This is a genomic window from uncultured Sphingomonas sp., from assembly GCF_913776855.1.
GTDB lineage: Bacteria > Pseudomonadota > Alphaproteobacteria > Sphingomonadales > Sphingomonadaceae > Sphingomonas.
The window spans coordinates 72,264-88,538 of record NZ_CAJYQD010000001.1; the positions used below are offsets into that span (position 1 = coordinate 72,264).

Here is a 16,275-nt window from a genome sequence, read left to right on the forward strand (position 1 = left end):
CATCATGCCTGCTAGCACCAAGGTCCTCGTCGTCGACGACTCCCTGACCATGCGGGCGCTCATATCGGGCGCGCTCGAACGGATTCCGGGTGTCGAGGTCGTCGGACTGGCCGATGGCGCCGAGGAAGCGCGCTCGATGGTGGCGTCGCTCAAGCCGCATGTCATGACGCTCGACGTCGAGATGCCGGGCATGAGCGGCATCGAATATCTGGCCGAGATCATGGAATCGAAGCCGATGCCGGTCATCATGTTCTCGACCCGCACGACCGATGGCGCGGGCGAGACGATCGAGGCGCTGCGCCTGGGGGCGATCGACTGCCTGCCCAAGCCGCGCGTGGCGGCCCCGGCCGAACTGAACGCGATCATCGCCAAGCTCGGCAAGCGCATCAAGTCGGCGCGCAACGCGCCGGTGAAGGTTCCCAAGGTCGCCAGCGCCGCGCGGCCGATCGACTGGAACGGCCGCCTGCTGGTGGTCGGCGGCGATGCGTCCAGCACCGCATCGATGTTCCACCTGTTCGGCCAGTTCCCGCCGAACTGCCCGCCGACGATCGTCGTCCAGCATCTGGGACCGGGCCTGGTCGAGGGCATGGTGGAAAAGCTGGGATCGCAGGTCGCGCCAAAGGTCGTGGTGGCGCAGGACGGCATGGCGATCGAACAGGGCACGATCTATTTCGCGCCGCAGGGTGACCATCACCTCGTTGTCGATGCTTGGCCCTCAGGCAAGCTGCGGTTGCTGGCGCGCGATCCGGTGGCGGGTGAGCGGCCGTCGATCTCGCTGCTGTTCGCCGCAGCCGCCAAGGCGGCCGGATCGAACGCGGCGGGCGTGCTGTTCCTCGATGGCAGCGAAGATGGCGGCGGCGGGTTGAAGGCGATGCTGGGCGCGGGCGGCTATGCCTTTGCCCCGGCGGAGACCGGCGGCGGGCATACGCTGTCGCGCGGCATGGTGACGCAGCCGGTGCCGGCCGATGGTCTCGCCGCCGGCGTGCTGAAGCTGTGTTCGAAATGAGCGGGGTCGCGTTCCCCGCCGCCTCGCCCGCGCTGGGCGAGGCGCTGGCCGGCGAGCTGGAGCGGGCTTCGCGCCTGCTCGGCGAGCTGGCGTTCGAGCTGGGCAGCGACGAAACGACGCTGCGCCGGCACCTGACCGGCCTGCAGTCGATCGACCATGTGACGCAGATCTTGCTGAACATCGCGACCGTGCTGCGCGCGGGCGAGGGAACGGATCAGCTGGCCGGGGTTACGCTGGAGGATGTCGCGGGACGATTGCGCGCGAGCCTGAATTGATCGGCTGGTGCCCCGTGCAGGAATCGAACCCGCGTCTCTTCGTTACAAAGGAAGCCGTTTACCATTAACGTAACGGGGCACGCCGCGTGCCATCTACCAAGCGGCGGGTCGGACCACAATCTCAAACCACACTGAAGGTCCAGCCCTCGGTCCGCGCGACATGGGCCGTCAGCGCGGGCGGCGACCAGAGCGCCGGATCCTGCGCGACCGCCCGCAACCAGGCGGCGCTCAGCAACGCGTCGGTGGCATGATCGTCATAGCGCGGCGACGGTTCATGCGGCGGGCTGCCCAGCACCTTGAGCGCCTCGTCCAGTTGATCTGCGTCCCGCAGCTTGCTCCGCCCGGCGCGTATGCCAGCGGCCCGTGCGGCGATGGTGGTATAGAGTTCGACGATGACCGGCCCCGATGCCGGCAGCGGATCGAACGGCCATACCGGTATCCGTCCGCCCAGCCGGTGCAGGACCCGCATTCCCGTCAGGCTAGATTTGCCGACCTGCGCCGCGCCGACCAGGTTGAAGCAGCTGGTGGGGGAGAATCCCGCCGCCCGCTGCCGTTCCTCGCACAGCCGCAACCGGCCGCGTCCCTGTCCGAAACGGTCGCCGCACGCCTGGTGACGGCGGAAATGGCGCGACAATTCGGCATCGTTGACCACCGACGTCGCCGCCAGATGCGGATCGTCCGCCGCCACCGCGTCGACCATCGCCCAGAGCGCGCGCGCATCGTCCGGCGAGTCCGCCCAGCCGGGAAAATAGCTGCCGGCGTCGACGAAGGGCAGGGCGGGCGACAGGTCCAGCCCGATCAACATGTCGGCGCCTGTGTCGGCCAGCATCGTCATCCAGTCGAGAACGGCCTGCCGCGACCATCCGCCCTGCTGCGCCATCAGCACCGGGCCGCCACGGCCGGCCTCCGCTACCGCCACCGCCAGCCCCGCCGGACGCGCGACCGCCTGTCCCGACCAGTCGATCGCGGCGAAACGGGCAAAGCGCCGGGTCAGGGCCGCTCGCCGCGGTCGAGGCGCTGCCGCGCCGTCGCCCGGTCCCACCATGCCCGTTCCAGCAACCGTGCGATCCGATCGCCCGCACCCGTGCCGTATCGCACCAGGATTGCCGGCCAGTCGCGATAATGATCGGTCTGCCAGAAGGTCGCGGGGTCGGTGTCGAGCAGCACCTCCTTCTCCGCCGGGGGGACGTGCAGCACGAAACTGCCGGGATCGGGCGCGGTCGTCCCGGCGAGTGTCCGTCCGCGAAAGCGCAGCGCCGGCTGACCATAGCTGGTACCCAGTTCGACGCCCGGCAGCATCAACCCGACCCCGACGACCTCCACCCAATCCTTCACGATGTCTGCCGCCGTTCGTCCCACCACGCCATGCGCTCGGCGATGCGCTGTTCGAACCCGCGTCTGGTCGGTTCGTAGAAGCGCGCCGGGGTCATCTCCTCGGGCCAGTAATTCGCGCCCGAAAATCCGTCCTGATGGTCATGGTCATAGGCATAGCCCTTGCCATAGCCGATATCCTTCATCAGCCGGGTCGGCGCGTTGAGGATCGAGGGCGGCGGCATCAACGACCCAGTTTCGCGCGCCGATTTGAACGCGGCCTTCTGCGCCGTGTACGCCGCGTTCGATTTGGGCGCGGTGGCGAGGTACAGGCACGCCTGCACGATCGCCAGTTCGCCCTCCGGACTGCCGAGAAATTCATAGGCGTCCTTGGCGGCGAGGCACTGGACCAGCGCCTGCGGATCGGCGAGGCCGATGTCTTCGCTGGCAAAGCGGGTCAGCCGCCGCAGGACATAGAGCGGTTCCTCGCCCGCGGTCAGCATCCGCGCCATGTAATAGAGCGCGGCCTGCGGGTCCGATCCGCGCAGCGATTTGTGGAGCGCGGAGATCAGGTTGTAATGCCCCTCGCGATCCTTGTCATAGACCGCGACCCGCCGTTGCAGCAGTGCCGACAGCCCGGCGGGATCGAGGGGTTCGGGCAGGTCAATCGAAAACAGCGTCTCGGCCTGATTGAGCAGAAACCGGCCATCGCCGTCAGCACTCGCCACCAATGCCGCGCGGGCGGCATCGTCGAGGGGGAGGGGCCGCTCCTCCAATGCTTCGCCGCGCGCCAGCAATTCGTTCAGCGCGTCGGCGCCCAGCCGGTGGAGGATCAGCACCTGCGACCGGCTGAGCAACGCGGCGTTGAGTTCGAACGACGGGTTTTCGGTCGTCGCGCCGACCAGCGTAACGGTGCCGTCCTCGACATAGGGCAGGAAACCGTCCTGCTGCGCGCGGTTGAAGCGGTGGATTTCGTCCACGAACAGCAACGTGCGGCGCCCCAGCCGGCCATGTTCACGGGCCTCCGCGAACACCTTCTTCAGGTCGGCGACGCCGGAAAAGACCGCCGAAATCTGGGCATAGCGCAGGCCCACCGCATCGGCGAGCAGTCGGGCGATCGTCGTCTTCCCCGTACCGGGCGGTCCCCACAGGATCATCGACGACAGCTTTCCCGCCGCAACCATTCGTCCGATCGCCCCCTCCGGCCCGGTCAGGTGATCCTGTCCGACGACCTCGGCCAGCGTGGTCGGACGGAGGCGATCGGCAAGCGGCCCACCAATGGGAGTGTCGGGCGCGGGCGCGGGCGGGGCGAAGTCGGCGAACAGGTCGGACATGGCCCTGCATATAGGGCGCGCGAAAAAACCGCGAAACACCTCTTGCAACAACCTGTTTAAGATATATCTTCTCTACCAAGATATATCGGAGAATGAATATGCGATTTGGAATGGGATATGCTTCGTGGACCGGCGCGCCGGGGCCGGGTGGTCGGGGACGACATGGCGGCGGCCCGCGTGGCCGGGTGCTGGGCGGTGACGAACTGAAGCTGGTGCTGCTGGCGTTGATCGCGGAGGCGCCGCGCCACGGATACGACCTGATCCGCGCGGTCGAGGCACGCACCGGCGGTGCCTATGCGCCCAGCCCCGGCGTGGTCTATCCGACGCTGACGCTGCTGACCGACATGGGATTGATCGAGGAACAGGCGAGCGACGGTGCCCGCAAGCTGTTCGCCGCGACCGAAGTCGGCACCGCGCAGCTGGCGCAGGATGCCGAACGGGTCGGCGACCTGTTCGCGCGGCTGGAGGCGCTGGGCGAACATCGTGCCCGCACCGATGCCGGTCCGATCCACCGCGCCCGCGCCAATCTGCGCGCCGCGCTCCACCACCGGCTCGCCGGGCCGGATGTCGACACCGATACCCTCCACGCCATTGCCGCCATCCTCGACGAAGCGGCCCAGAAGGTTGAACGTCTATGACCGATCACACTACCCGCGCGGCGGTGCCGACCGCGAACGCCAGCCGCTACCTCCAGCAGCTGTGCAAGCACTGGCAGCACAACCTGACCGTCGAGTTCGACGCGAACCACGGCACCGTCACGTTTCCGCGCGATGCGCGCGGGGCCAGCCATCCCGGCGAAGCCATGGTGACGTTCGACGCTGCGGCGGACGCCCTCGACGTCCGGATCGATGCGACTTCGGCAGAACAGCTAGACGGGCTGAAGGACGCGGTGGCACGGCATCTCGATCGCTTTGCGTTTCGCGAGGCGCCGCTTCGCTTCGACTGGCAATGATCCGGGGCGGGGTGTCGTGCGTTCGGTCGGTATGACCGATACGATCGACACTCTGCGCGCCCGGATGGAGGCAGCCGCCGCCGCGATGGATTTCGAAACCGCGTCGCGGTTGCGCGACCGGATCAACCTGTTGCGCGGCGGTGCCGATCCCGACGCGGTACAGGCAGCCGATACCAGCGGGCTGACGCGACAGCAGCCGGGTGCGATGGGTCTGGGCACCAGTCGGCAGCGGGTCGATCCGCCCGCCGGCTGGACGCCGCCCAGGAAACCGGACTTGATGGTCACGCGCAAACGCTGAGGTACCGACTAATTTTCACCGCCATCGAACCGAACCGCGCCGGCAGCGTTCGTCCGGTATGAAGCGATATGTTGTAACTTCGCGCGAATCCGGGCATAGGGTCGCGATGCGCAGTTCCGTCGCCCGTTCCTGGTTGCACGAAGGTCGACTCGACCGGTTCGGCATGATGCTGTCCGGCCTGTGCGCGGTGCATTGCGTCACGACCATTGCAGTAATGGCGATGCTGGCATCGGTCGGTGGGACGCTGCTGCATCCTGCGATCCATGAAATCGGGCTGTTGCTGGCGGTATTGCTCGGCATCGTTGCGCTGGGGGCGGGCTATCTGCGCCATGGGCGGAAGCTGCCGACGATGATCGGTGGCGTGGGTCTTGCCGTGATGGCGTTGGCGCTGACGCTGCCGCATGGCGTGCCGGAAGCGATCGCGACCCTGACCGGAGTCGGCCTGCTGGCGTTCGGTCATCACCTGAACCGCCGGGCCGGTTGCTGACCTGCTTGCCGCTGGGCCGCCATGCGCCTATCTCGCTGACATGGCGCACGAACATCACGAACATCACGGGGCCGCTTGGAACAAGGCGGCGGAAGCCGCGCTGATCCGCGCCGGCGAACAATGGACCGCGATGCGCGCGAGCATCTTCGACGTGCTGGCATCGTTCGAAAAGCCTGCTTCCGCCTATGACATCGCCGATGCCGTGTCGAAGGCGCAGGGACGCCGCGTCGCACCCAACAGCGTCTATCGCATCCTCGACCTGTTCGTGAACGCGAACCTGGCGCGACGGGTCGAAAGTGCCAATGCCTATCTGGCGAACACCCATCCCGATTGCGTCCACGACTGTATCTTCCTGGTCTGCGACAAATGTGGACAGACCACGCATATCGACGATGACAAGATCACCGGGACCGTCCGTGCCGCAGCGTCGGGGGCAGGGTTCAAGCCGGTGCGGCCGGTGATCGAGGTGCGCGGAACCTGTGCAGATTGCGACCAGAACTGAGCCTTTCCTGAAGCATGGGCGTGGTTTGTCCGGACGGGCGGGCGCCGGCAATCGACAGTCGGTTCCACCTGCGCTAGTCAGGCCGGATGGCCGACCCACTTAGCACGCCGCTGCTCGACACCGTTCAAACGCCCGCCGACCTCCGCAAGCTGGCCCCCGGTGACCTGCGGCAACTCGCCGACGAATTGCGGCAGGAAACGATCAGTGCGGTCGGCACCACCGGTGGGCATCTGGGGTCCGGCCTTGGCGTCGTCGAACTGACCGTCGCGATCCATTATGTGTTCGACACGCCGGCCGACCGGCTGGTGTGGGACGTCGGCCACCAATGCTATCCGCACAAGATACTGACCGGCCGCCGCGACCGTATCCGCACGCTGCGCCAGGGCGGCGGGCTGTCGGGCTTCACCAAGCGGTCGGAAAGCGAATACGACCCGTTCGGTGCGGCGCACAGCTCGACCTCGATCTCGGCAGCCTTGGGCTTTGCCGTCGCCAACAAGATCGCGGGCACGCCGGGCAAGGGCATCGCCGTGATCGGCGACGGCGCGATGTCGGCCGGTATGGCGTATGAGGCGATGAACAACGCCGAACAGGCGGGCAACCGGCTGGTCGTGATCCTGAACGACAACGACATGTCGATCGCGCCACCGGTGGGTGGCCTGTCCGCCTATCTGTCGCGCATCGTGTCGAGCCGCGAGTTTCTGGGCCTGCGTGAGGCGTTCAAGAAGATCGCCCGCAAGCTTCCGCGCCCGCTGCACACCGCCGCGCGCAAGACCGACGAGTTCGCCCGCGGCATGGCGACCGGCGGTACGTTGTTCGAAGAGCTTGGCTTCTACTATGTCGGCCCGATCGACGGTCATAATCTCGACCACCTGATCCCCGTCCTCGAAAACGTCCGCGATGCGGAGGAAGGCCCGATCCTGGTCCATGTCGTGACCAAGAAGGGCAAGGGCTATGCCCCGGCCGAGGCGGCGGCCGACAAATATCACGGCGTCCAGAAGTTCGACGTGATCACCGGCACGCAGGTGAAGGCCCCCGCCGGCCCGCCGCAATATCAGAACGTGTTCGGGCATACGTTGAGCAAGCTGGCCGAAACCGATCACCGCATCTGCGCGATCACTGCGGCGATGCCGTCGGGCACCGGGCTGGACCGCTTTGCCAAGGAGCATGGCGACCGCTTCTTCGACGTCGGCATCGCCGAACAGCACGCGGTGACCTTTGCCGCCGGTCTGGCGGCGCAGGGAATGCGCCCGTTCTGTGCGATCTATTCGACCTTCCTGCAACGCGCCTACGACCAGGTCGTGCATGACGTGTGCATCCAGAACCTGCCCGTCCGCTTCGCGATCGATCGCGCCGGGCTGGTCGGGGCGGACGGTGCGACCCATGCCGGCAGCTTCGACGTGACCTATCTCGCGACCCTGCCCAACATGGTGGTGATGGCCCCGGCGGATGAGGCGGAACTGGTCCACATGACCTATACCGCCGCCGAATATGACGCCGGCCCGATCGCGGTACGCTACCCGCGCGGCAACGGCGTCGGCGTGGCGCTGCCGGAGGTTCCGCAGAAGCTGGAGATCGGCAAGGGGCGGCTGGTCCGCGAGGGCGCCAAGATCGCGATCCTGTCGCTCGGTACCCGGCTGGAAGAGGCGCTGAAGGCCGCCGATGCGCTGGAGGCGAAGGGACTGTCGACCACCGTCGCCGACCTGCGCTTTGCCAAGCCGCTGGACGAAGCGATGATCCGCCGCCTGCTGACCACGCATGAAGTGGCGGTGACGGTCGAGGAGGGCGCGGTCGGTGGCCTCGGTGCGCACGTCCTGACCTTTGCCAGCGACAACGGCCTGATCGATGCGGGGCTGAAGCTGCGCACGATGCGCCTGCCCGACAGTTTCCAGGACCAGGACAGCCCGCAGAAGCAGTATGACGAAGCCGGCCTGAACGCGCCGCAGATCGTCGACACCGTGTTGCAGGCGTTGCGCTGGAACGATAGCGGAGCCGCCGAAGTCCGCGCATGACCGGCGGACAGAAGGCGGCGGCGATCATCGCGCTGGCGGTGGTCGCGCTTGCCTGGTTCAACTGGCGGATGTGGCGACAGTTTCGCGCAGCCAAGGCGTATCGCGCCGGGTGGAGCGCGGCCGATTTCGACGCGATGGTCGCGGGCAACGGCGTATCGCCCGGCGTCGCTGCGCTCACTCGCGAACTGGTCGCGCCCTGTTATGGCGAAGGCGTCGTGCCGCATCCCGACGACGACTTTGCTCGTTTCCTGATGATCGACGACGAAGAGGTCGCCGATCTGGTCGAGGCGGCGTGGGGGCGGCTGGGGCTGACCATGCCGACCCCGGCCGATCCGGTCGAACTGCCACCGATGAAGGACGTTCGCGACCTCGCGGTGTATCTCCAATCAGTGGTCTGAGCGTTACCGCAGGAACTGCCCTTGTGCCGCATCGGTGGCGTTGACCGCCAGCACCGACCGCGCGTCGCTGGGCAGCCGGACATGGCCGTGCCCGTCGCCCGATGCCGCGATCACCCGGTCGAGCAATTCTTGGCCTTCCTCCCACCAGCCGATGCCGCTGGCGGCGTTCAGATGCCCCTGCGCCCCGGCATCGACGAAATGGCTGCCCCAATCGACCGCCATCGAATGGGCGCGTTCGATCGACACCCACGGATCGTCGGTCGAAGCGACCACCAGCGAGGGAAAGGGCAGGGCGAAGCGCGGCGTCGGGGCAAACCCCTGCAACTCCACCGGTGCGCCCGCCCGATCGACATCCGCGGGTGCGACCAGCAGTGCGCCCGCGACCGGCCATCCATAGGGCTGACCCGATAGCTGTGCCCACCACGCTACCGCGAGACAGCCGAGCGAGTGAGCCGCCAATACCACCGGTGCCTGCGCCTGCCGGATGGCTTGGTCCAGCTTCGTCACCCACGCATTGCGCAACGGCCGCGACCACAGGCCCAGTTCGACCCGTGCGGTGTCGGGCCGCGACTGCTCCCAGAGCGTCTGCCAATGCGACGGGCCAGAACCGTTCAGGCCGGGCACGGTCAACACCGTGGGCAGGCCGGTCAGGGGAGTCGAAAACTGTGCCATCGTCACGCTCCTGCACTTTTTGGGGTTCGACAGGGTGGAAGCCGCCGGCCAGGCTCAGGGACAGGGATTGGGTCCGGGCAGCTTCCTGCGATCAATCTATCCCTACTTATTCGATAGGCAATAGCCAATCGACCAGTCGATCAAGGGTTGCGACGGGCGGAAAGCCGCGCCATGCGGGGCCATGGCAAAGCAACGTGCGGACCAGATGCTCGTCGATCGCGGCCTGGCCGAAAGCCGGACGCGGGCGCAGGCGCTCATCATGGCGGGGCTGGTGTTCGTCGGCGATCGCAAGGTCGACAAGCCAGGGCAGCAGCTGGGCGCCGACGTCGCGCTCGACGTGCGTGGGCGCGATCATCCATGGGTGTCGCGCGGCGGGATCAAGCTGGCCCATGGCCTCGACCATTTCGGCTGGGATGTGCGCGACACGGTGGCGATCGATGTCGGGTCGTCAACCGGCGGCTTTACCGACGTGCTGCTGACGCGCGGCGCGGCGCGGGTCTATGCGGTCGACAGCGGCACGAACCAGCTGGCGTGGAAGCTGCGGCAGGACCCGCGCGTCGTCGTCCACGAACAGTTGAGCGCCCGGCTGCTGACCGACGCGCATGTCCCCGAACCGGTCGATCTGGTCGTGTGCGACGCCAGCTTCATCGCGCTGGCAAAGGTGCTGGCCGTGCCGCTGACCTTCGTCAGGCCCGGCGGCCGGTTGCTGGCGCTCATCAAGCCGCAGTTCGAGGCAGGCCGTGAGGAGGTCGGCAAGGGCGGCGTGGTGCGCGATCCGGCGATCCATACGCGCGTATGCGATGCCGTTGCCGACTGGCTGACCGGGCTTGGCTGGCGGGTCGAAGGGGTCGATCCCAGCCCGATTACCGGTCCGGAGGGCAATATCGAGTTCCTGATCGGCGCTCATGCGCCCGAATCGGCCGCTTTGGCTTGCAATGATGCACCGCACACAGCAAGCGTCACGCGCTGAACGGCGGCGCAGCGGGCGCGGCCGGTACTGGGGTGCGGGATGAACGAGATCGCGTCGAAGTGGCAGTTGCGATCGGGGTTTCTGCGGCGTGCGGTGGTTTGCGTGCCATTGATCCTGCTGCTGGGCTTCACATCGGGACAGCTGGTCGTCGCCGGCGATGCGAACGGTTGGTACCGGATGCTGGACCTGCCGGCGATCCGGCCGCCCAACTGGGCGTTTCCGATCGTATGGACGATCCTGTACCTGATGCTCGGTATCGCGCTTGCCGTCGTCCTGAACGCGCGCGGGGCGCGGGGGCGGGGGCTGGCGATCGCGTTGTTCGTCGCGCAGCTGGCGATGAACCTCGTCTGGTCGCCGCTGTTCTTCGGCGCGCATCGCGTGACACTCGCACTGTACCTGATCGTGGCGCTGTTCTTCACCGCGCTCGCCACCACCTTTGCCTTTGGTCGTATCCGGCCGCTGGCGGCATGGCTGCTGGTGCCGTATCTGGCGTGGCTGGTGATCGCGTCGGCGCTCAACTGGCAGATCGACCGGCGCAATCCGAATGCGGAAACCCTTGTGCCGCCGGCTCATTCCACCCAAATCACGCTTTAGAGACGGTCGGCGCGACGGGCGCCCGACCAACCGGAAGGAATTTCCATGCAGTCCGACAATCGCCTGTTCGACGATTTCGCCAAGTTCGTGAACGGTGCGGCCGGCACTATCGCCGGCATGGCGCGTGAGGGTGAGGCCGCCGCACGCGAACGGGCCAAGACGTTCCTCGGCGGCATGGATTTCGTCAGCCGCGACGAATTCGAAGTGGTCAAGGCGATGGCCGTCGCCGCCCGTGACGAGGCCGATGGGCTGCGCGCCCGGCTGGACGCACTGGAGGGCAAGACCGTTACCGCCGCCGCGCCGTCGATCGACAGCACGGGCGCTGGCGAAGGCGCGCTCTGATCCGTTGCCCCGCGCCTCACGCCGTACCGCGTGACGCCGGGCACGCGAACGGCTAAAGACGTGGGGATGATATTGGACGAAGTGGAAGAGGACGGCGACGACGCCGTACCGATCGATACGCTGGAGCGCTATTTCGCAGCGCACGGCTGGAAACACGAGCGCGACGGCGACGAGATCGTCGCGCATGTAAAAGGCAGCTGGACCGAATTCGAACTGCGCGCGATCTGGCGTGGCGAGGATGGCGTGCTGCAATTCCTGGCGTTGCCCGATGTTCGCGTCGCCGACGAACGGCGCGCGGCGATCTATGAAACCATCGGCTTGATCAACGAACAGCTGTGGATCGGCCATTTCGAACTCTGGTCGTCGAGCGGCATCCTGCTCTATCGCCACGCCGCGATGCTGCCGGAGGAGCCGGTGCTGACGATCGACCAGGCCGAGATGATGATCGACGCCGCGATCGACGAATGCGAACGCTTCTACCCGGTGTTCCAGTTCGTGTTGTGGGGCGGCAAGTCGCCGAAGGAAGCGATCGCCGCCTCGATGATCGAGACGCAGGGCGAGGCATGAGCGCACTGGCCGGACCGTTGTGGCTGATCGGTTGCGGCAATATGGGCGGCGCGATGCTGGAGCGGTGGATCGCCGATGGCGTCGATCCGGCGGCGATCACCGTCGTCACCCGCTCACCCCGCGACGTGCCGGCCGGCGTGACCCACGCGACCTCGATCCCACAGGACGGCCCGCCGACGATCGTCATGCTGGCGATCAAGCCGCAACAACTGGATGAGGTCGCGCCCGACCTGGCCCCCTGCATCGCCGGCGTACCGTTGCTGATCTCGATCCTCGCCGGGGTCGAGGAGGCGGCGCTGGCGCGAAGGTTGGATGCCGGCACCATCGTTCGCGCCATGCCGAACCTGCCGGTCGCGATCGGGCAGGGGGTGGTCGCGCTCCATTCACACGGACAGGACGATGCCGCCCGCGCTACCGCAGCCGGGCTGATGGCGCCATTGGGGCTGGTCGAATGGATCGATGATGCCGCGCTGTTCGATGCGGTGACTTCGCTGTCGGGCTGTGGTCCGGGTTTCGTGTTCCGCTTCATCGACGCGCTGGCTGCAGCCGGTGCCGGGCTCGGCCTGCCCGCCGATCAGGCGCAGCGTCTTGCCATCGCGACGGTCCAGGGCTCGGCGACGATGGCTGCCGGATCGGACGTCTCGCCTGCGACCTTGGCGGATCAGGTCGCAAGTCCGGGCGGATCGACGCGACAGGGGCTGAATGTGCTGGACGACGGCGATACCCTGAAGCGCCTGCTGGCGGCAACGCTCGCGGCGTCCGAACGGCGCAACGCGGAAATGGCGGCTGCGGCGCGGGGCTGAGGCTTTGCCCTCTACGTCCATCGCAGCGAGGGCTGCGATGACGGGTGGTTCGAAGGTGGAGGCTACCTCCCCAGTGCCGCCACCGCCGCCTTGTCCCCCGCCGGGATAAGGCCCTCCAGCACCGCCCAGAAGCCGCTGACCGCATCCTGCCCCGCGCCCGAATAGGCGCGCGACAGTTTCGCGTTGAGCATCTCGTACAGCCGCGCTTCCAGCGCCTGCCCCTCGGACGTCAGCTTCAACAGCCGCTGGCGCGCGTCGCGATCGCCCGCCCTGCTTTCGACCAGCCCGCGTCCCGACAGGTCGTTCAGCACGCGCCCGAGCGACTGTTTGGTGATTGCCAGCAACCGCAACAGCTCGCTGACCGACAGGTCCGGCCGACGCGCGATGAAATACAGTGCGCGATGATGCGCCCTGCCCAGATTTTGCGCCGCCAGTTCCTCGTCGATGCTGCGGGTCAGGTGGCTATAGCCGAAATAGAGCAGCTCGATCCCGCGTCGCACCTCGGCCTCGCGCAGGAAGAGGGCGGAGGCGGTCATGGGTTGTGCGGAAGATGGGGCAGTCATGTTGACCATTTGTGCCATCCGGCCTACGCCACCGCAAGCATTCATCCAAGAGGACGCCATGACGCAGCCGAGCTTCGCCTTCGAACCCCATGCGACCCCGGTCGCGGCGAGCGAGCGGGCCGCGCGGATCGTAAACCCCGGCTTCGGCCGCGTCTTTACCGACCATATGGCGACGATCCGCTGGTCGGAGGACAAGGGCTGGCACGACGCGAAGATCACTGCGCGCGCGCCGATCGTCATGGATCCGGCCGCTGCCGTCCTTCACTATGCGCAGGAAATCTTTGAAGGGCTGAAGGCGTATACGCTGCCCGATGGCGGCGTCGCACTGTTCCGCGCCGAACAGAATGCCGCGCGCTTCCGGCGTTCGGCGAAGCGCCTCGCCATGGCCGAACTGCCCGAGGACCTGTTCGTCGCTTCGTGCCGCGAACTGACGCTCGCCGAGCGTGACTGGATTCCGGCCGGGGAGGGCAGCGCGCTCTATCTCCGCCCGTTCATGATCGCCAGCGAGACGTTCCTCGGCGTGAAGCCGTCGGCCGAATATCTCTACTGCGTCATCGCCTCGGCGGTCGGCAATTACTGGCCGGGCGGTGCGAAGAGCGTGTCGCTTTGGGTGTCGAAGGAGTTCACCCGCGCCGCGCCGGGCGGCACCGGCGACGCCAAGTGCGGCGGCAATTATGCCGCCAGCCTGCTCGCCCAGTCGGAAGCGATCCGGCAGGGCTGCGATCAGGTCGTGTTCCTCGATGCGGCCGAGCGTCGCTGGGTCGAGGAACTGGGCGGCATGAACATCTTCTTCGTGTTCGATGACGGCACGATGCTGACCCCGCCGCTGACCGGCACGATCCTGCCCGGCATCACTCGTGATTCGATCCTGACGCTGGCGCGCGATGCCGGGATCACGGTGCGCGAGGAGCGCTATTCGATCGACCAGTGGCAGGCCGATGCCGCCAGCGGCCGTCTGGTCGAGGCATTCGCCTGCGGCACCGCCGCCGTCGTCACGCCGATCGGCAAGGTGTCGTCGGCGGACTTCAGCTTCCAGATCGGCGATGGTCAACCAGGCGAGCGTACGCAGGCGCTGCTGAAGCAGCTGACGGACATTCAGCGGGGACGGAGCAACGACCCGCATGGCTGGATGCAACGCATCGGGTGAGCCACAGCCCTTTCCCTTCAGGGGAGAGGGTTGGGAGAGGGGCTGGCCGCCGGCCGCGGCTTATGGGGAAGCGACGAGCGCCAGGGCCTTCCGTTCTTTGCCCCATTCGTTTGCTTCGGAAGGCTGTAGAGAACCGAAGTCGCGAAGGCGTCGCCCCAAGCGACCAGTTCTCGACTGCCGCTTCTCGACAAGCTCGAAGCTGCTCGAACCGAACGGGGTGGCATGGAATCCGTCCTCCCGGCCGGCGCCGGGACGACTGGCGTGCTGCGTTACAAGACCTCGAACAATCCCGCCGCGCCCATGCCGCCGCCGACGCACATCGTGATGACGACGTACTTCACCCCGCGCCGCTTGCCTTCGATCAGCGCGTGGCCGGTCATCCGCGCACCCGACATGCCGTACGGGTGCCCGATCGAAATCGCGCCGCCATTGACGTTCAACCGATCGTTCGGGATGCCCAGCACGTCCTGGCAATGCAGCACCTGCATCGCGAACGCCTCGTTCAGTTCCCACAAACCGATATCGTCGGTCTTCAGCCCGAAGCGTTCAAGCAGCTTCGGCACGGCATAGACCGGACCGATCCCCATCTCGTCGGGCCGGGTGCCCGCCACCGCCATGCCGACATAGCGGCCGAGCGGTTGCAGCCCGTGCGCGTCGGCGATTGATTCCTCCATCAACACACAGGCCGATGACCCGTCCGACAGCTGGCTGGCATTGCCGGCAGTGATGACCGCCTGTTCGCCCATGACGGGTTTCAGCGCCCGCAACCCCTCGATCGTCGTATCGGCGCGGTTGCCTTCGTCCCTGGTCAGCGTGACCTCACGGGTCGATACTTCCTTGGTCACCTTGTCCACCAGGTTCATCGTCGCGGTTATGGGCACCAGTTCGGCATCGAACCGCCCGGCAGCCTGCGCGGCGGCAGTGCGCTGTTGCGACTGCAGCGCATAGGCGTCCTGCCGTTCGCGCGAGATGCCGTAGCGCTGCGCGACGATCTCTGCGGTCTGGAGCATCGGCATGTAGATGTCGCCATGCATCGCCAGCAATTCCGGGTCGGGCGCCACGCGCATCTGGGGCGTCTGGACGAGGCTGATCGACTCCACGCCCCCGGCGACGCATATGTCCATCCGGTCATGGACGATCTGCTTGGCGGCGGTGGCGATCGCCATCAGTCCGCTGGCGCATTGCCGGTCGATCGACATGCCCGACACACTGATCGGCAGGCCGGCGCGCAGGGCCGCGGTGCGGGCGATGTTGTTCGCCTGATGCCCCTGTTGCAGCGCCGCGCCGATCAGCACGTCGTCGACCTCCGCCCCTTCGATGCCCGCGCGCTCCACGGCGGCGCGGATCGAATGGGCGGCCAGCGTTGGCGCGGGCAGGTTGTTGAACGCCCCGCGATAGGCGCGGCCGATCGGCGTGCGGGCGGTCGAGACGATGACGGCAGAGCGCATGGGAAATCCTCGGGGCTTCAGGTGAAGAACTGGCTGATCCATTCGGCGATCAGCGCGGGTTTGTCGGTGCCGTCGACTTCCACGGCATATTCGGTCGTCCGCTGCCACTGGCCGGGGCGCTTTTCCTCCAGGGTCAGCAGGGTGAAGCGGCCGCGGATGCGCGATCCGGACCGGACGGGGTTCAGGAAGCGGGTGCGGTTGCCGCCGTAATTGACTTCTATCCGTGCGCTAGAGATTCGGGGCTGGTCGCTCAGTGCGGCCAGCCGGGGCATCAGCGACAGCAGCAGGAAGCCGTGCGCGATGGTCCCGCCAAACGGCGTCGCGGCGGCGGCGATGGGGTCGACATGGATGAACTGCCGATCGCCGGTCGCATCGGCAAAGGCATCGATCATCGCCTGATCCAGCACGATCCAGTCGGATCGCCACACGGCGCCGATCTGCGATGCCAGTACCTGTGCCGTGATGTCGGCCACTGCGATCCTCTCCCGATCTTTCGGGTGATCATAGTGACGGTGGAATGCGTCGCAAGCCGAAACGCACCAGTAAATCTAAAAGTGGCCTGATGCCGTAGGGTTTTGGCAGACCTGATCTTCTAAA

General features: G+C 67.0%; 22 protein-coding genes and 1 tRNA gene. 15 read left to right on the plus strand and 8 right to left on the minus strand.

From position 1 onward, the window contains the following. Positions 1-4 precede the first annotated feature (4 nt). The gene (locus QZ755_RS00370) at positions 5-1,006 is read left to right on the plus strand and encodes a chemotaxis protein CheB (RefSeq protein ID WP_294318289.1); all 1,002 of its coding nucleotides are present in this window, start codon (positions 5-7) and stop codon (positions 1,004-1,006) included. Beyond that, positions 1,003-1,281, plus strand: a complete 279-nt coding sequence (locus QZ755_RS00375; protein WP_294318290.1) for a hypothetical protein — start codon at positions 1,003-1,005, stop codon at positions 1,279-1,281. The genes QZ755_RS00370 and QZ755_RS00375 overlap by 4 nt, the downstream gene beginning before the upstream one ends. A 5-nt stretch (positions 1,282-1,286) precedes the next feature. On the opposite strand, the gene QZ755_RS00380 is transcribed toward QZ755_RS00375, so the two are convergent. The 4 genes from QZ755_RS00380 to QZ755_RS00395 form a co-directional block, all read right to left on the minus strand. Further along, positions 1,287-1,360: transfer RNA gene (locus QZ755_RS00380), tRNA-Thr, on the minus strand. 42 nt (positions 1,361-1,402) lie between these two features. After that, positions 1,403-2,326 (minus strand): hypothetical protein, encoded by a 924-nt coding sequence (locus QZ755_RS00385; RefSeq protein ID WP_294318293.1) that lies wholly within the window; start codon positions 2,324-2,326, stop codon positions 1,403-1,405. Beyond that, positions 2,272-2,616: a hypothetical protein gene (locus QZ755_RS00390; protein WP_294318296.1), complete on the minus strand. Its 345-nt coding sequence runs from the start codon at positions 2,614-2,616 to the stop codon at positions 2,272-2,274. The genes QZ755_RS00385 and QZ755_RS00390 overlap by 55 nt, the downstream gene beginning before the upstream one ends. Then, positions 2,613-3,926: a replication-associated recombination protein A gene (locus QZ755_RS00395; RefSeq protein ID WP_294318298.1), complete on the minus strand. Its 1,314-nt coding sequence runs from the start codon at positions 3,924-3,926 to the stop codon at positions 2,613-2,615. The genes QZ755_RS00390 and QZ755_RS00395 overlap by 4 nt, the downstream gene beginning before the upstream one ends. 98 nt (positions 3,927-4,024) lie before the next feature. On the opposite strand from QZ755_RS00395, the gene QZ755_RS00400 reads away from it, so the two are divergent. The 7 genes from QZ755_RS00400 (at position 4,025) to QZ755_RS00430 (ending at position 8,572) form a co-directional block, all read left to right on the plus strand. Further along, positions 4,025-4,564 (plus strand): PadR family transcriptional regulator, encoded by a 540-nt coding sequence (locus QZ755_RS00400; protein WP_294318301.1) that lies wholly within the window; start codon positions 4,025-4,027, stop codon positions 4,562-4,564. After that, complete coding sequence (locus QZ755_RS00405; protein ID WP_294318304.1) at positions 4,561-4,878, plus strand: DUF2218 domain-containing protein; 318 nt, start codon at positions 4,561-4,563, stop codon at positions 4,876-4,878. The genes QZ755_RS00400 and QZ755_RS00405 overlap by 4 nt, the downstream gene beginning before the upstream one ends. A gap of 31 nt (positions 4,879-4,909) precedes the next feature. Then, on the plus strand, positions 4,910-5,176 hold the full coding sequence (locus QZ755_RS00410) for a UvrB/UvrC motif-containing protein (protein ID WP_294318308.1): 267 nt from the start codon (positions 4,910-4,912) through the stop codon (positions 5,174-5,176). Between the two features lie 106 nt (positions 5,177-5,282). Continuing rightward, positions 5,283-5,663 carry a MerC domain-containing protein gene (locus tag QZ755_RS00415; RefSeq protein WP_294318311.1) on the plus strand — a complete coding sequence of 127 codons (381 nt, stop codon included), beginning with the start codon at positions 5,283-5,285 and terminating at the stop codon, positions 5,661-5,663. Between the two features lie 40 nt (positions 5,664-5,703). Further along, positions 5,704-6,165: a Fur family transcriptional regulator gene (locus tag QZ755_RS00420; RefSeq protein ID WP_294318313.1), complete on the plus strand. Its 462-nt coding sequence runs from the start codon at positions 5,704-5,706 to the stop codon at positions 6,163-6,165. 86 nt (positions 6,166-6,251) lie between these two features. Continuing rightward, entirely contained in the window at positions 6,252-8,174 is a 1,923-nt protein-coding gene (gene dxs / locus QZ755_RS00425) for a 1-deoxy-D-xylulose-5-phosphate synthase (protein ID WP_294318316.1), read from the plus strand. Next, complete coding sequence (locus QZ755_RS00430) at positions 8,171-8,572, plus strand: hypothetical protein (RefSeq protein WP_294318318.1); 402 nt, start codon at positions 8,171-8,173, stop codon at positions 8,570-8,572. Before dxs ends, QZ755_RS00430 begins: the two co-directional genes overlap by 4 nt. 3 nt (positions 8,573-8,575) lie before the next feature. Here the strand turns inward: QZ755_RS00430 and QZ755_RS00435 are convergent, their stop codons facing one another. Beyond that, positions 8,576-9,244, minus strand: coding sequence for an alpha/beta hydrolase (locus QZ755_RS00435; RefSeq protein WP_294318321.1), 669 nt, complete (start codon positions 9,242-9,244; stop codon positions 8,576-8,578). Positions 9,245-9,425: 181 nt separating this feature from the next. On the opposite strand from QZ755_RS00435, the gene QZ755_RS00440 reads away from it, so the two are divergent. The 5 genes from QZ755_RS00440 to proC all read left to right on the plus strand — a co-directional run bounded on the left by QZ755_RS00440 (position 9,426) and on the right by proC (position 12,520). Continuing rightward, positions 9,426-10,214, plus strand: coding sequence for a TlyA family RNA methyltransferase (locus QZ755_RS00440; RefSeq protein WP_294318323.1), 789 nt, complete (start codon positions 9,426-9,428; stop codon positions 10,212-10,214). A 39-nt stretch (positions 10,215-10,253) separates the two neighbouring features. Continuing rightward, the gene (locus tag QZ755_RS00445; protein ID WP_294318324.1) at positions 10,254-10,808 is read left to right on the plus strand and encodes a TspO/MBR family protein; all 555 of its coding nucleotides are present in this window, start codon (positions 10,254-10,256) and stop codon (positions 10,806-10,808) included. A gap of 45 nt (positions 10,809-10,853) precedes the next feature. Next, positions 10,854-11,150: an accessory factor UbiK family protein gene (locus QZ755_RS00450; RefSeq protein WP_294318327.1), complete on the plus strand. Its 297-nt coding sequence runs from the start codon at positions 10,854-10,856 to the stop codon at positions 11,148-11,150. Between the two features lie 66 nt (positions 11,151-11,216). Further along, entirely contained in the window at positions 11,217-11,717 is a 501-nt protein-coding gene (locus tag QZ755_RS00455) for a YbjN domain-containing protein (protein WP_055760750.1), read from the plus strand. After that, positions 11,714-12,520: a pyrroline-5-carboxylate reductase gene (gene proC / locus QZ755_RS00460; RefSeq protein ID WP_294318330.1), complete on the plus strand. Its 807-nt coding sequence runs from the start codon at positions 11,714-11,716 to the stop codon at positions 12,518-12,520. The genes QZ755_RS00455 and proC overlap by 4 nt, the downstream gene beginning before the upstream one ends. Positions 12,521-12,582: 62 nt before the next feature. Here the strand turns inward: proC and QZ755_RS00465 are convergent, their stop codons facing one another. Beyond that, on the minus strand, positions 12,583-13,056 hold the full coding sequence (locus QZ755_RS00465; RefSeq protein WP_294318333.1) for a MarR family transcriptional regulator: 474 nt from the start codon (positions 13,054-13,056) through the stop codon (positions 12,583-12,585). A gap of 85 nt (positions 13,057-13,141) precedes the next feature. Between QZ755_RS00465 and QZ755_RS00470 the strand changes: the two genes are divergently transcribed. Continuing rightward, complete coding sequence (locus tag QZ755_RS00470) at positions 13,142-14,230, plus strand: branched-chain amino acid aminotransferase (protein ID WP_294318336.1); 1,089 nt, start codon at positions 13,142-13,144, stop codon at positions 14,228-14,230. A gap of 269 nt (positions 14,231-14,499) precedes the next feature. On the opposite strand, the gene QZ755_RS00475 is transcribed toward QZ755_RS00470, so the two are convergent. Together QZ755_RS00475 and QZ755_RS00480 are read right to left on the minus strand one after the other, a co-directional pair. Further along, entirely contained in the window at positions 14,500-15,678 is a 1,179-nt protein-coding gene (locus QZ755_RS00475) for an acetyl-CoA C-acyltransferase (protein WP_294318338.1), read from the minus strand. 17 nt (positions 15,679-15,695) lie between these two features. Continuing rightward, positions 15,696-16,151, minus strand: a complete 456-nt coding sequence (locus tag QZ755_RS00480; protein ID WP_294318341.1) for a MaoC family dehydratase — start codon at positions 16,149-16,151, stop codon at positions 15,696-15,698. Positions 16,152-16,275: the final 124 nt, after the last annotated feature.